The 14658-nt window shown below is 42.8% G+C and carries 11 protein-coding genes, 3 pseudogenes and 1 other annotated feature; of the genes and pseudogenes, 1 reads left to right on the forward strand and 13 read right to left on the reverse strand.

Annotated features, from left to right (window positions below; translation table 11 throughout):
* Positions 1–2: 2 nt before the first annotated feature.
* The 11 genes and pseudogenes from minC to H540_RS0125335 form a co-directional block, all read right to left on the reverse strand.
* Positions 3–686, reverse strand: coding sequence for a septum site-determining protein MinC (gene minC, locus H540_RS0125285; RefSeq protein WP_028402943.1), 684 nt, complete (start codon positions 684–686; stop codon positions 3–5).
* A 35-nt stretch (positions 687–721) separates the two neighbouring features.
* Positions 722–1254, reverse strand: a pseudogene (gene mreD, locus H540_RS0125290) (rod shape-determining protein MreD).
* A gap of 13 nt (positions 1255–1267) precedes the next feature.
* Positions 1268–2125 carry a rod shape-determining protein MreC gene (gene mreC / locus H540_RS0125295; protein WP_028402945.1) on the reverse strand — a complete coding sequence of 286 codons (858 nt, stop codon included), beginning with the start codon at positions 2123–2125 and terminating at the stop codon, positions 1268–1270.
* A gap of 17 nt (positions 2126–2142) precedes the next feature.
* Positions 2143–3162: a rod shape-determining protein gene (locus H540_RS0125300; RefSeq protein ID WP_028402946.1), complete on the reverse strand. Its 1020-nt coding sequence runs from the start codon at positions 3160–3162 to the stop codon at positions 2143–2145.
* A 147-nt stretch (positions 3163–3309) separates the two neighbouring features.
* Positions 3310–3513 (reverse strand): annotated as a pseudogene (locus H540_RS30885) (JAB domain-containing protein); the annotation flags it as partial.
* Positions 3514–3616: 103 nt separating this feature from the next.
* Positions 3617–5428, reverse strand: coding sequence for a reverse transcriptase/maturase family protein (locus H540_RS0125310; protein WP_028402947.1), 1812 nt, complete (start codon positions 5426–5428; stop codon positions 3617–3619).
* A gap of 565 nt (positions 5429–5993) precedes the next feature.
* A pseudogene (gene radC, locus H540_RS30890) lies at positions 5994–6464 on the reverse strand (RadC family protein); the annotation flags it as partial.
* A gap of 26 nt (positions 6465–6490) precedes the next feature.
* Positions 6491–7048, reverse strand: coding sequence for a Maf family protein (locus tag H540_RS0125320; RefSeq protein ID WP_028402948.1), 558 nt, complete (start codon positions 7046–7048; stop codon positions 6491–6493).
* 158 nt (positions 7049–7206) lie between these two features.
* Positions 7207–8154 carry a hypothetical protein gene (locus H540_RS0125325; RefSeq protein WP_028402949.1) on the reverse strand — a complete coding sequence of 316 codons (948 nt, stop codon included), beginning with the start codon at positions 8152–8154 and terminating at the stop codon, positions 7207–7209.
* 160 nt (positions 8155–8314) lie between these two features.
* Positions 8315–9622, reverse strand: coding sequence for a bifunctional folylpolyglutamate synthase/dihydrofolate synthase (locus tag H540_RS0125330; RefSeq protein ID WP_028402950.1), 1308 nt, complete (start codon positions 9620–9622; stop codon positions 8315–8317).
* A 162-nt stretch (positions 9623–9784) separates the two neighbouring features.
* Entirely contained in the window at positions 9785–12421 is a 2637-nt protein-coding gene (locus H540_RS0125335) for a valine--tRNA ligase (protein ID WP_034671933.1), read from the reverse strand.
* Between the two features lie 44 nt (positions 12422–12465).
* Positions 12466–12688: a binding site (T-box leader), on the reverse strand.
* Between the two features lie 173 nt (positions 12689–12861).
* Between H540_RS0125335 and H540_RS0125340 the strand changes: the two genes are divergently transcribed.
* The gene (locus H540_RS0125340; protein WP_028402952.1) at positions 12862–13059 is read left to right on the forward strand and encodes a hypothetical protein; all 198 of its coding nucleotides are present in this window, start codon (positions 12862–12864) and stop codon (positions 13057–13059) included.
* Between the two features lie 28 nt (positions 13060–13087).
* Here H540_RS0125340 and ysxE read toward each other — a convergent pair whose 3' ends face one another.
* Positions 13088–14128: a spore coat protein YsxE gene (ysxE, locus tag H540_RS0125345; protein ID WP_028402953.1), complete on the reverse strand. Its 1041-nt coding sequence runs from the start codon at positions 14126–14128 to the stop codon at positions 13088–13090.
* Between the two features lie 70 nt (positions 14129–14198).
* The coding region (locus H540_RS30895; protein WP_162144561.1) for a LysM peptidoglycan-binding domain-containing protein at positions 14199–14658 on the reverse strand (460 nt) is incomplete at its 5' end.

The following is a 14658-nucleotide window of genomic DNA, read 5'->3' on the forward strand; positions in this document are numbered from 1 at the left end:
AGCTATACAATTCCCCTTTCTAACCTTGTTAAATTAGGTCTGAGATGAGTGAGAAGTTGAATGCGGTCCACAACAATTTGATTGTTCTGGTTTATATAGGCGCATTCCATTGTGTTCCCATCCCCTCTTGAATCTGGCGCACGGTTCGTCACCTCACTGATTTTAAGCTGCATAGGATCCATAAGTGATGCTGCAATAACCGCTTCCTGGTCACCATGATATCCTGCATGTGCGACTCCCCGCAACGCCCCGATAATGAAGATGTTCCCTCCGGCAATCACCGTTCCTCCCGGATTCACATCACCAATTAACAACAAGTCTCCTCTGACCTCCAAGGTTTGACCGGAACGAATGATTTTTGTTACAGAGATAATTTCTGTTTCCCTCTTCCATTCTAAAGCCTGTTCTTTCGTGATAACATTGCTCTCAATTGTATCTACGACCAGATTTTTTTTATTTCGAATAAGAGCGCGAAGCTCTTCTTCTTGCTTTGTTGTTACATATCGATTTCCCACTTTTACATGCACTTCAATTAGCGAGCGCTCACCGCTGTCATAATAATTGGTTGAAAGCTTTTCATCAATTTCTTGTAACAGCTCGCCAAATGCGCAGGAATCATCCAGATGCAACGTTAAACCATCCTTTGTCCCCTTAATAGTTACATATTGTTGTTTTTGTTGCTTCACTAAAGCTCACCCCACCGATTCAATTCGACATAAAGTCAGAAAATCCTCTTTATTTTTCTTCTATCGCTGCAAGAAGCCGCAATAAGTATTTTTTCAGTGGGAAACAGAAAAGGATGAGAAAAATAATATTTAAAATTAAGGTAGGGAAAACACGGTCAGTTAAAAATACCATCCCAGAAAGATGAGCTCGTCCTAACAGCAATAAAAATCCATATACATAGTATTCGAGAGCCGTAATACTTACAAGAATTAACACAGATACGATAAATAAATTCACCTGTAAAATTCTCATGGCGTTGGATACGAGATAAGCCAATATCGGATATGCAAATAAGTAGATACCTATCAATTCTGTATATACAATATCAAATAAAAAGCCGAAGATCATTGAAAAATAAATACCTTTTACAGGGTTGTAGTAAATCGTAATAAACAAGAGCACTATAAAAATAAAATGCGGGACAGCAATGCTGCTTTCTCCAAATAAGTGTGTCGGCACAACAGAAGAAAAAACACTTTCCAAAATAAAGAAAAACAGTAAAAGGAGAGGAAGAAGGAATTTTTGCATCATGCCCCCTCCTTTACTTGAGTTCATCTTGCGCTGTCAGCATCGTCCGCTTTGCAACCATAACATTGTTAATGTCATTTAAATCAGCAGCTGGCTTAACATACGCAGTTTGTGTTAGTCCGTAATCATCAGGTGTCACATCTATCACTGTTCCGATTACAAGGCCTTCTGGAAAAATGCCTCCCAAACCAGACGTAACGACTACTTGATCCTTCTTAATCTTTGCGTCGGATGGAATTTTTGTAAACACAAGCGCTTGCTTTTCTTTGTCGTACCCTTCAATTAAGCCGAAGATGGTTTTATCGCCCTGTACAAACGCAGAGATACGATTTGTTCGATTTAAAGAGCTCAGCAACTCTACAGTCGAAGTGAATTGCGAAACGCTTTTCACTTTTCCAATTAAACCCTTTTCTGTAATGATTGCCATATCTTTTTTAACGCCTTGTTGGGCGCCCTTATCGATTGCTACTAAATCATACCATTTATCAGGATTTCGTCCGATAATCGTTGCATGAAGCGGATTGTAGTCACGAAGAGATTCTTTCTTTCCAAGAATTGAGCGAAACTCTTCATTTTCCTTTGTTAATTCGCCCACTTTGGAGGAAAGCTCTGCATATTTGTCCAATTTTTCTTTCAGCACTTTATTTTCTTCGTACGTACTCTTGATATCTTCAATATTTTGAAAGAAGCCCGCCACAGCTTGTGCAGGCTTCTCGAAAACTCTTTCTACAACTCCAACAGTATCTTTAATAAATTGCTCCGGCCATGTTAGCTTTTGACGTTCCTTTAACGAAATTCCAATCAATGCCACGAGAAGGATAATACTTACTAATAAAACAATCAGACGCTTGTTTAAGAAAAACTGTGGCACGCTTACACCCTCTTAAATCAACTTAATTTTGTTTTGAATAGATCGATATTGTCGAGTGCTTTTCCTGTTCCGATCGCTACGCAATCTAATGGATTTTCCGCTACAAGAACCGGCATTTTTGTCTCATCGCTGATGACCTTGTCCAAGTTGCGGAGCAATGCACCGCCTCCTGTCAGAACAATACCGCGGTCCATGATGTCAGCAGCCAATTCAGGCGGCGTCTTTTCCAAAGTGTTTTTCACGGATTCTACAATCGCCGCAACAGTATCACGCAAGGCTTCTGCAACCTCTTCCGGTTTAATTAAAACTGTCTTTGGCAATCCTGTAATCAAGTCACGGCCGCGAATTTCCATCGGTTCAATGCCTTCCGGACTGCCCGCAGAACCAATTTCTAATTTAAGCGCCTCTGATGTACGCTCCCCAATCATCAGGTTATAGTTTTTCTTGATGTATTGGATGATGGACTCGTCCATTTCATCGCCGGCTACGCGAATGGATTGGCTTGTTACGATACCGCCAAGAGAGATAATTGCAACCTCTGTTGTACCGCCGCCAATATCGACAACCATGCTTCCTGTCGGCTCCCAAACCGGCAAGTTCGCACCGATTGCCGCCGCAAACGGCTCTTCAATCGGATACGCGTCACGCGCCCCTGCTTGACGAGTAGCATCAATAACCGCACGCTTTTCTACTGCTGTAATGCCAGAAGGCACACATACCATCACGTAAGGTTTGCGAGAGAAAAAGCCATTCGATTTTTGTGCTTGTCTAATATAATATTTCATCATTGTTGCTGTTGTTTCATAGTCAGCAATTACACCATCTCTCATCGGGCGCAGCGCCACTACGTTTCCTGGTGTACGGCCAATCATTTTCTTCGCATCGTTGCCGACTGCCACAATTTGCTTTGAATCTGTCTGCATAGCCACAACAGACGGCTCGCGCACAACAACACCTTTTCCTTTTACATATACAAGCGTATTTGCTGTTCCTAAATCTATTCCAAGGTCACGAGTAAAACCACCAAATCCAAACATTCGTGTATCTTCCTTTCTAAAACGAAAATACTTTGCTTTTATTTCAAAAACAAAACGTTTCTACATTTCACTTTTCTTATTGTTAGCTAAACCCTATAAAAAACTCATAAAACACATTATAAAACAAAATGAAACAAATGAATAGTATTAAATATAACCTTTTTCCTTTAAACTGACAAAGCGGTGTTCGCCAATGATGATATGGTCCAAAAGTTCAACCCCCATTATCTTACCACACTCCGCCAATCTTTTGGTGACTTCTATGTCTTCCCGGCTTGGAGAAGGATCTCCGGATGGATGATTATGAAGACAAATAAGAGATGCTGCCGAGCGGCGGAACGCTTCGCGGTAGTAGGGTAAGCCCCCAGCGCCTTGCTCAGTCACCTAAGCAGGTTTCCAAGGACTCCCCTCCAAACCGTACGTACCCGTCTCCAGGTATACGGCTTTCCATTTATCAGTCTAACTTCCCATTGTGTAAGTCATGGTGGCATTTTACGCACATCGCGATGGTTTTACGTTTCCTCGCAATCATATATTGTTCCCATCGTTTTTTTCCTTTTAGGTCTTTTAACTTTTTTACATAATGCATTTCGAGAGATACGTTAGTTGCTCCGCACCATTCACATTCATTAGCTAAAAGGCGATCGATGAGACTCGTTCTGCCACCGTATTTTAACGTTAGCGGTTCTATATCGGCATCTTCACTTTTGATTTTTGTGTTCTTCTCCATCCTTTGATCGATGAAATATGCGATACGTTCACCTTGGGCTGTTTTATATCTGATTCCAAGCTTTCCATTGATTGAGAATTTGTCAATCATTTGTCCCATTGTCCGTTTGTATTTGTTCGCATATGTTTTCATCATGCTATACTTCATGGTTTGTCGAAAAGACTGTAGTACGTGAACATTGCTTGCTAATCTATAGTAGTTGTACAGCCCTCTGATTTCTGCATTGTATGTCATGATTATTTCTACATCATCATTTTTCAAAAGATATGGTCGATGTGTCGCCTTCCAAACATTGTCTTTACCTAGTACTAAGGCACCCAGGTCAATGAGTTTTTTGACGTATTTCTCATGTGGCACATAAAGTCTCGCTTGGAAGTTGAACTTACGTTTCTGTGTTCCATTGGGCATCCTCATTGTCTGCCAGTCCCTAACCACTTTAATGTCATATCCAAGAAACCGTGCTTTCTTAGATGTGTGAGTTATCAGAGTTTTCTCTTCGCTTAGTTCAAGATTTAACTTTTCAGCTAGAAATTTTGTTAGCTCTTGTTTGATTTTCTCAGTTTCGGTCTTACTAGCTATAACGCCCATTAAGAAGTCATCTGCGTACCTTACGTATTTCAATCTTCGATAGTTTGAGTCAAATAGATCTTTACTGTCGTGTTTGATTAGTTCTTTATACAGCTCCTTGAGTTCTGTCGCTCTCTCATCTTTATTTTCCTTATTGAGAGTTGACCATTCACGCTTATTCTTATACTTTTTATAATTGATTTTGGAAGCCAAATTGTGGTAGATAAGATTATGTCTTCGTTTATCGCCTTTATTAAACTGTGACATATATTCCTCTACATATCCGTCTAGTTCGTTAAGGTAGATATTAGAAAGAATTGGGCTAATGATGCCACCTTGTGGGGTGCCGCTATATGTTTTATGAAATACCCATTCTTCTACATATCCTGCTCGTAGAAACTTCCAGATTAAGTTAATGAACTTTTCATCTTGAATTCTTTTTCTAAGAATATTGATTAGCGTATGGTGATTGATGTTATCAAAGAAGCCTTTGATGTCTCCTTCGATAAACCAGCGACATCCTGTAAAGGTGTTCTTAATTTGTTTTAGTGCGGTATGACAGCTTTTATGTGGGCGAAAAGCGTGTGAGTTGTCTGAGAATTGTTGTTCGTAGATGCTCTCTAGTATTCTTCTTGTTACTTCTTGAACTAGCTTATCCTCGAATGTAGGTAGCCCCAAGGGACGTAGTTTACCATTCTTTTTCGGGATATAAACTCGTCTTGCAGGGTTAGGCTGGTAGCTCTGGTTTCTTATTTTGCCTACAAGATTCTGGATTCTTCGGATGCTCATTCCGTCGATTGTGTCTTCGGTTGCTCCCTTGGTGTTACTACCTTTGTTTGGGTAGATTTTCTCATAAGCATCTAGGTAAAATTCAATGTTATATAGATTGCGATATAGCCGCTGAAATTTATAGTTAGTATCAGTTGATTTGGAAGCTAGACTGTTTAACACTACTTTTGGATTTCTCATAGAGCCTCGCGCTCCTTCCCAATTTTGTATTAAACTTGATAAACTACTCTCCTTCGCCATGTAGTAAGCTTTCCTTACCTCGGACTACTACGAGAGTTCCGTTACCATATTGGATATTCAGACACTTTGATGTCATAGCTCGTACAGTGAGCATTCCAACTTAGGTAATCCCCATTTAGACATTTAGGAACAGTTGCTTTTCATGGTTTCGGATGTGACTTTCACTCGTTACTCCTATATAGAAGTTGGTCAAAATGGCATCACACGACATATCTCGAAGTGTTTAAGATATGTCCCATTTTGCATAGCGTTTATAGTTACCTTCCGCTATGGGTCCCCGTCGCCCCCCTTGAGTTATCATTCAGACAATCCAGCTTTCATCCTTGTCCATGAGATTTCATCTCGCCATCCAGTCATGACTCGGTAACTAGTCAACTAATAGCTTTTCCAACATGCTACACTCCCCGTCTGGTTTCCCTTTCGGATAAGTTGGCTGATGATAGGGTGTAAATTGTGATATTTCCCTACTGCTTTGCAAGAGCAGATTTCCTAGATGCCCTTATGGGCGCACCACCTCTCTCGGGTGCACGATAGAAGCATTTAAACTGCCGATAAATACTGTTTGCCTGTGGATGACTTGGTTTTTTGTATTTAAGTATAAGCAAACAAAATGCTCCTGCTGCAAAAAACGCATTTCTTCCATCATGTACTTGGCGCAATCCTCTGGATTGCGGATGCTGTAGCGCTGCTTATACTCCAGTCTCACCATTCTCCGGCCGAGCTCAAAAGCAGCTAAAAGCTGCGCAGCCTTCGCCACTCCGATGCCATGAATTTCTGTAATCTCTTCCATTGTAGCATCTTTCAATAGACGTAATCCGTCAAAATGATATAAAATTCGATTCGCTAATGTCAGAACAGATTCATCTTTCGATCCTGTTCGAAGCAAAATGGCAAGCAGCTCTGTATTGGACAGGCTCCCTGTTCCTTCTGCTAAAAGCCTTTCCCGCGGCTGATCGTCCTTGGCAACATCGCGAATGAAGCTTGTTCTCACTCCCGTACCTCCTATAAGAATGTCTTGAGTTCTCGTATTACACGTGCAATCGGAAGTCCTACAACAGAGTAATAATCACCGCTGATTTTTTGCACAAGCACAGCGCCTGCGCCTTGAATCCCATAGCTGCCTGCCTTGTCAAGCGGTTCGCCTGTCTCTATGTAAGCTCGGATTTCCTCTTCTGTCAGCTCATAAAACGTCACTTCTGTACGCTCATAGAACGTCATTGTTTTTTCCCGAGAAACAATAGCTACTCCTGTAAACACTTCATGAGTCTGACCTGCCAGTAAACGAAGCGTTTCGGCTGCATCCTCTGTATGTTTGGGCTTTCCTAAAATGCGGGAGTTTAACGTCACAATTGTATCAGCTCCCAGTACAACTGCATCATCATATTGCTTCGCTACATCTTGAGCTTTTTGCTGCGCCAGCGACATAACAACCTCGCTCGGGGCCATTTGTTCATCTACAATCTCTTCAATTTGACTCACGTAAATTTCAAATGGAATTTGAAGAAGTTCAAGAAGTTCTTTCCGACGCGGAGAACCTGAAGCTAGAATGAGGCGTTTCATCTTATCACCTTTCCTTACCTTTTTCGATTTAGAGGAAGATACCTCTCCATCGTATCAAATGTTATCATTTCTCACAATTTGAGAAAATGTCATTTTACCTTTTCTTTTTTGCAGAAAAAAGAGAAAGAAGATTGCCTTCTTCCTCTTTCCTTTACCATCTATGGATTTTCTGCTCCTGCAGCTATTCCTTCATAAGAGGTGAGACCATCAAGCAACAGCTGCTGCAGCTTTGTAAAAGTTTCGGAGTTCTTTTTCGTTTTATAATCCTTCAACGCATCATAAGAGAGGGATGTATACGTAAGAAGCTTTTTGACTGCTTCCTTATCAACATTCTTGCCTTCCTTCACAACAGCTTGCACATCTTTCTCAATGCGCGCCCATTCTTTTTCATCCGTTTTCCCTGACGTGAAGCAAAGTGACGATTGCTGTAAGATCGCCGCTAGAAGCCCTTCTGTTTTTACAAGCAACGAAGCGTACTTTTCATAGTTTTTTGGAATTTCTTTTTGTTCGATGCTCCATGGTTTGAAATATGAAACGGCGCCTTTTGCTTCATATCCTCCTCCAATCGCTTTTACAGCTTGCTCATCATTTCCAACAGCTGTCAGCAAATAAAACTTGCCGTCTTTCGTACGAAGAGAAGCAGGGACGCCTTTTTTCTTCCATTCTTCAATTGAAGCCTGTCCCTTCTCTTTTGTAGAAAATACGGCTCCCTGCATAACGTACGCCTGTATCGGCTGGAGGGTGACTGAAGAAGCGGATGCTTCTTTCTTCGGTTGGGCAGCAGGCTGAGGATTTACTGCAGTCACAGCGGCAGGCACTATTTTTTGTTCTTGTTCACTTCCGCTCAGCATATGAAGAACAGTCACACCAAAGCCCGTTCCAAGCAGCACTGCGGCCCCAACTGTGACGGCAATGCGTTTTCCTGTACGAGCCGTTCGTTTATCTGACATAGCGGCTTCATGCTCCGCCCGAAAAGGAACGATATTATTTGGCGCCTCTATCTTAGGAAGCACCGCGGCCTCTCCTGCAGGTTGTTTCTCTCTTTCTACATAGGTTGTTTCCGTACCGTTTACCTTGATGGATATTTTGGGAGAATGCTTGTCCATGACCCCATCTCCTTTCTAAAGCGAATGGTAGCACAGTTCTAAAAAAAAAGAACGGGAGATTTGTCAGTAAAGGTTCGTCAATTTATCTCATATTTCATTTGTATTCTTGCAGGGAGCTTTATAGAACTGTCGAAAAACAAAAAGCAAACAGCCTAAACGGCTATTTGCTTTTTGTTTGTTTCAAGTATTTGCGCACGGCTGAAATAAAGTAGAGCGAGCCGGTAATAAGAAATACATCGTTCTCGTTTAAGCCTCGCATCGTTGTATCAAGCGCGTACTGCCAATCTTCATATACTTCTTTTTCTCGTATTCGACAGTGCGCCGCCAAAAGCTGCGGAGATACAGCACGCGCAAAGGCAAAGCTTGTAAATATAATGCGGTCCGCAATCTCTTCCAGCTTTTCGACCATTTCATCAATTTTTTTATCTCCCAAGGCACTGAACAAGACTGTAATACGTTTGTCTCCATAATGCGCCTGCATCGTTTGTACAAGACTTTCAACACCTTCAGGGTTATGAGCCCCGTCAATAATAATTGCCGGTGATGAGGAAAGCTGTTCAAAGCGTCCGAGCCAGAATGCCTCTCGCAGTCCATCACGTATATGCTGCTCTTCAATAAGGAAGGATTGATACGTTTTTAAATAGTACATCCCCATGAGCGCAAGAGCGGCATTGTGAACTTGATGTGTCCCTTTCATAGATATAAAGGCTTCCTCTAACGTATGAAACGGGCATCCAAAAGAAAGAGCTTCTCCTTTTGCTCCCGAATACAAGTGCTGAATAGAAAAATCACGGCCGATTTGATACACCTTTGCCCGCTTTTCCTTTGCCACCGCATGGATGACCTCTGCCGCTTCCTGCTGCAGCACACCTGTCACTACGGGCACACCAGACTTAATGATTCCAGCCTTTTCCTCGGCAATTTCCGCCAACGTTTCGCCAAGAATATGCATATGGTCATGACCAATTGTGGTAATGATACTGAGCACGGGATATATCACGTTTGTGGAATCGTAGCGTCCGCCTAGTCCTGTTTCAAGCAAAACAATGTCGCATATATTTTGGAATCCAAAATAATAAAATGCCATAACGGTAATGATTTCAAATTCAGTAGCGGCACCGAGATCTGTTTCCTCCAGTTTCTCCACAACAGGCTTTACCGCATTCACAAGCTGCACAAGCTCCGCGTCTGCAATCGGCTCGCCGTTTATACTGATACGCTCATTAAAGCTTTCGATGTACGGTGATGTAAATGTTCCGACCTTGTACGCCGCCTTTTGCAAAATGGAACGCATATAGGTCACCGTTGATCCCTTGCCGTTTGTACCGGCAATATGAACACATTTTATTCTTCGCTGCGGGTGATCCAGCTGTTCAAGCATCCATGCCATTCTCTCAAGCCCTGGCTTAATGCCGAATTTCAGTCTGCTGTGAATCCAATCCACCGCTTCCTGATATGTATGAATCATAATGATCCCCCTTCGGAAAACTCATACTTCTATTTCCTGTAATTTTAGCGGTTTCTTATCTACAAAACAAACCCAACAAGGTTTGTTATATCCATGACATAGCGAAAAAATTTTCATTAATGCCAATTGAACTTATTATATCCTTGTTGGGTGCTTATCTTATTATTTCTTGATTTCTGCTAAACGTGCGCGAACCGCTTCGCGTTTCTCAAGGTAGTCTTGCTCTTTTTTGCGCTCTTCTTCAATAACTTGAGCCGGTGCCTTCTTTACGAATCCTTCGTTGCCAAGCTTTTTCTGAACACGCTCAACTTCTGCATCCAGCTTTTTCAGCTCTTTTTCCAAGCGGCTGATTTCCTCGTCAAGGTTCAGCAAGCCCTCTAGAGGAAGGAATAGCTCTGCTCCCGTTACAACAGCTGTCATCGCTTTTTCCGGCGCCTGTACGTCTGTAGCAATAACCAGCTCGCTCGGATTACAGAAACGCTCAATATAGGAGCTGTTTGTCTCTAGACTTGCGAGCACCGCTTCGTCCTTCGCTTTAATATAAAGCTGTATTTTCTTGCTGAGCGGCGTATTTACTTCCGCACGGATATTACGAACGGAGCGGATAATCTCAACGAGAAGATGCATTTCCTCTGCCGCTTTGCTGTCTGCTAAATCTTCGCGTGCTGTCGGCCATTTTGCAACTGTAATGGACTCGCCTTCATGCGGAAGGTGCTGCCAAATTTCTTCTGTTACGAACGGCATGAATGGATGCAATAGCTTCATTGTGCTTTCTAGTACGTAAGCCAGCACGGAACGAGTTGTTTTCTTCGCCGTTTCGTCTTCCCCGTAAAGCGGAAGCTTTGCCATTTCGATATACCAATCGCAGAAGTCATCCCAGATAAAGTTGTACAATGCGCGGCCTACTTCGCCAAGCTCATATTTATCCAAGTTTTTCGTTACGCTCTCGATTGTTTCGTTCAAGCGTGTCAAAATCCATTTATCCGCAACGGACATGCTGCCGGACAGATCCAAATCTTCGTGCTTCATTTCACCAAGGTTCATTAATACGAAACGAGATGCATTCCAAATTTTATTAATAAAGTTCCAAGTGGACTCTACCTTCTCCATGCTGAAGCGCAAATCTTGCCCTGGCGCACTTCCTGTGGATAAGAAATAGCGAAGAGAATCAGCGCCGTACTGTGCGATAACATCCATTGGATCAACACCGTTTCCAAGAGACTTACTCATCTTACGGCCTTGCGAATCCCGAACAAGCCCGTGAATCAATACATCTTTGAACGGACGCTGGCCTGTAAATTCCAACCCTTGGAAAATCATACGGGATACCCAGAAGAAGATGATATCATAACCCGTTACCAATACGTCCGTAGAATAGTAACGCTTGAAATCTTCTGCGTTCGCGTCAGGCCAGCCAAGTGTGGAGAACGGCCAAAGCGCGGAGCTGAACCATGTATCCAATACGTCGGAGTCCTGCTCCCAGTTTTCGATATCTGCAGGCGGATTTGCATCTACGTATATTTCGCCTGTTTCTTTATGATACCAGGCCGGAATGCGGTGACCCCACCAAAGCTGGCGAGAGATACACCAGTCGCGGATATTTTCCATCCAGCGTAAATATGTCTTTTCAAAACGATCTGGAACGAACGTTACTTTTTCTTCTTGCTGCTGAAGCGCAATTGCTGCATCTGCCAGCGGCTGCATTTTTACGAACCATTGCGTGGATAAATACGGCTCAACTACTGCACCGCTGCGCTCGCTGTGGCCAACGGAGTGCATATGCTCTTCAATTTTGATGAGAACGCCCTGCTCCTGTAAATCCTTAACGATTTGCTTGCGGCACTCAAAGCGGTCCATACCTTCGTATTTCCCTGCCTTTTCATTCATTGTTCCGTTCTCATGCATAACAAGGATACGAGGCAAATCGTGGCGGTTCCCAATTTCAAAGTCGTTCGGATCGTGAGCTGGCGTGATTTTTACAGCTCCTGAACCGAATTCCATATCCACATAGTCATCGCCAACGATAGGAATTTCGCGGCCGACGATTGGGAGAACAGCTGTCTTGCCAATCAAATGCTTGTAGCGCTCATCTTCCGGATGTACTGCAATCGCAGTATCGCCAAGCATCGTTTCTGGACGAGTTGTCGCTACTTCGATATAACCGGAGCCGTCAGCCAGCGGATAACGCATATGATAGAATGCGCCTTGCACATCCTTGTAAATAACCTCGATATCAGATAAAGCTGTACGAGTTGCAGGATCCCAGTTAATAATATATTCACCGCGGTAGATAAGTCCTTTTTTGTACAGAGTAACAAATACCTCGCGCACCGCAGCAGATAATCCTTCGTCAAGCGTGAAGCGCTCGCGGGAGTAATCAAGACCTAATCCGATCTTTTCCCACTGTGCACGTATATGAGATGCATACTCTTCCTTCCATTCCCATGCCTTTTCTAAAAACTTCTCACGTCCTAGATCGTAACGCGTTACACCTTCTTCACGAAGCTTTCCTTCTACCTTCGCTTGCGTTGCGATGCCCGCATGGTCCATACCCGGCAGCCAAAGCACATCGTATCCTTGCATGCGCTTGGCACGCGTTAAGATGTCTTGTAATGTTGTGTCCCAAGCATGTCCTAAGTGCAGCTTTCCTGTTACGTTTGGAGGCGGGATCACAATTGTGTATGGCTGCTTATCCGGCTCCCCTTTTGCTTCAAAGTATTTTCCTTCAAGCCACCATTTATAGCGGCCTTCTTCTACGGACGTATGATCATATTTTGTCGGTAACGTTTTTTCCGTCATCTGTTTTCCCTCCTTCAAAAAATAAAAAACTCCATTTATCCCTATAAAAGGACGAATGGAGTCATATTCGCGGTACCACCTTTTTTTGCAGCAAAAAATCTGCACACTCAACAATGTAACGGGTTACACCCGGCTTCTCCTACTCTTATTTCAAAGAAGCTGCTCAAGGGCGACCTTCGAACGCTGTCATCTAAGAAATCTCCCACCAATGATTTCTCTCTCTGAAAGACGCAAGCACGCTGTACTCTTCCCTGTCCAAGCATTTATGATGTTCAATATATTATACACTATAGTCTAAAAAAGAAAACGGTAATCGTCAATAAGGTTAGCCAAGTTTTTTATAATATATGCACCGAAAAACAAAAAAGTGTTAAAAGGCACATTAGACGAATACCTATCATATCGTAATAGTGTTATCGCTATTTTACGGAGGGCAAACCATGCGACGCTATAAGCGCACCTACAATTTTGCAACGCCGTCCTGGCTTCGAAATATACAGTCTGTGCTGTATGATTTTATTATTCCGCTTACTGTATTTCAAGCAATTCGGACCTTGTTGATTCCTACTTTTCTTGATCTCATCCTGCTCGTTGTTTTTATTGCTTTGACTATTCGCACACATTTTCAGCAGCCGTAAAAAACCTCTCCGCCCGGAGAGGTTTTTTTTACGACTGCCGGCTTTGCTCTGCCTGATATTCTGCCATTTGAATCTGTGATACGAAAAACTCCGTATTGCTAATTAGCCAGTGCACCTCCTGCAACCGGCTGACAGCGTTAAACTCATGCCGATCGTCTCTGTTTTGCTCCGAACTTATATACCGCATCACTTGCTTTGTAAATTTTTGAGGATAGGCCAAATACGCCAGCATGAGCTGCTTCTCTTCTTTTGTGAACGGAAAAGTTTTCTGATACACCTGGAACCATTCATAGCGGTCATTTCTTGCAATCGGATATGTGTTGAAAGAGCGCAGATAGAATTGAACAATATCTTGTACAGGTGTAGAAAACTGGGATTGCTCCAGACTGATGAAATAGCCGTTTCGCTGATGATCGAACAGAAAATGATTCATGGATACATTGCCGTGAATCAAAGCGATGCGTGTCGTTTCTTTTTCCTTCATTGCCTCATGCCACTCCTCTAATTTCTTAGAGGCAAATTCATGCGCCCGCACAACTTGGTGATAATATGTGCAATATTGCAGCTCAAACGGAGACATATACCATTTTGCCTCACAATCGGTTATGAACTGCTCAATCGTATTCCGTTCCTGTTCCCAACGCCCTGATAACGAATCATAGTGTTGCTGAAGCATTTCTTCCGTAATTTTCTCTTCACGCAGCGTTTTTTGATGCATCCCGGCAAGCGTTTGAAACATTTTATGATATTCGTCGTTTTCTTCTCCCTTTTGTTCATATGTGTCCAGCCAGGGCATTAAATAATAATAACCTTCACTGTCAGACAATATATATTGTCCATCATTCGTATGATAAACCGGAGCAAAGTTGGTGAACCCTTTTTCGGCCAAAACTTGCAGATGCTGCATAAAGTTGCTACGCTCAAGCTGTTTGGGACGCAACTTTTTCAAAGCATAGGGACCTTGATTTGTGTATACTTTCATAACGTTTCCGTACTCTTCCAAATGCTCAGGCTTCAGCCTGTATGATTGCAGAATGGGAGCATATCGGTCTCTCACTTCGCTTTCCATATGATGGACGATCCTTTCTTCACGAAAAATAAAAGAGGTGAGGAAGAAAATTCTTCGCTCACACTTCTTTTTACGACTTTGCTCTCGGCTTCGCCACGGGAATGTATAAAATCTTTCCTTCTTGCACGTACAAATCGTCTAAACCATTGATACGCGTTAAATGCTGAACTGTAATGTCGTATCGCTCTGCAATGGAGTCCACTGTATCTCCCTGCTGCACAAAATACATACGCATCTTTGTAAACTCTTCATCTCGCTCCTTTGTAAACAACTTCGTAAGATATAGTGCATTCTCATCACGCTGTGAGTACCCAGAGTCCTCTTGCGCATCCGTTTCATTCAGCACTGCTTGTGCACGGCCGAACAGCTCCACTTGCGGAGAGAATGCCGCTTTTTGAGGCTGCTGTTCTTCAACAGGTTGCTTTCTTACTTCCAGCTGAAACGGTTCAAAGATATCATCTTCTCTTTCTTTCGCTTCTGCCTGCATGAAAATCGGTACATCATAGTACTCTTCAATCTCTTCTGTTTCT

Origin of the sequence: Ectobacillus panaciterrae DSM 19096, from assembly GCF_000430785.1 — a bacterium.
GTDB classification, from domain to species: domain Bacteria; phylum Bacillota; class Bacilli; order Bacillales; family Bacillaceae_G; genus Ectobacillus; species Ectobacillus panaciterrae.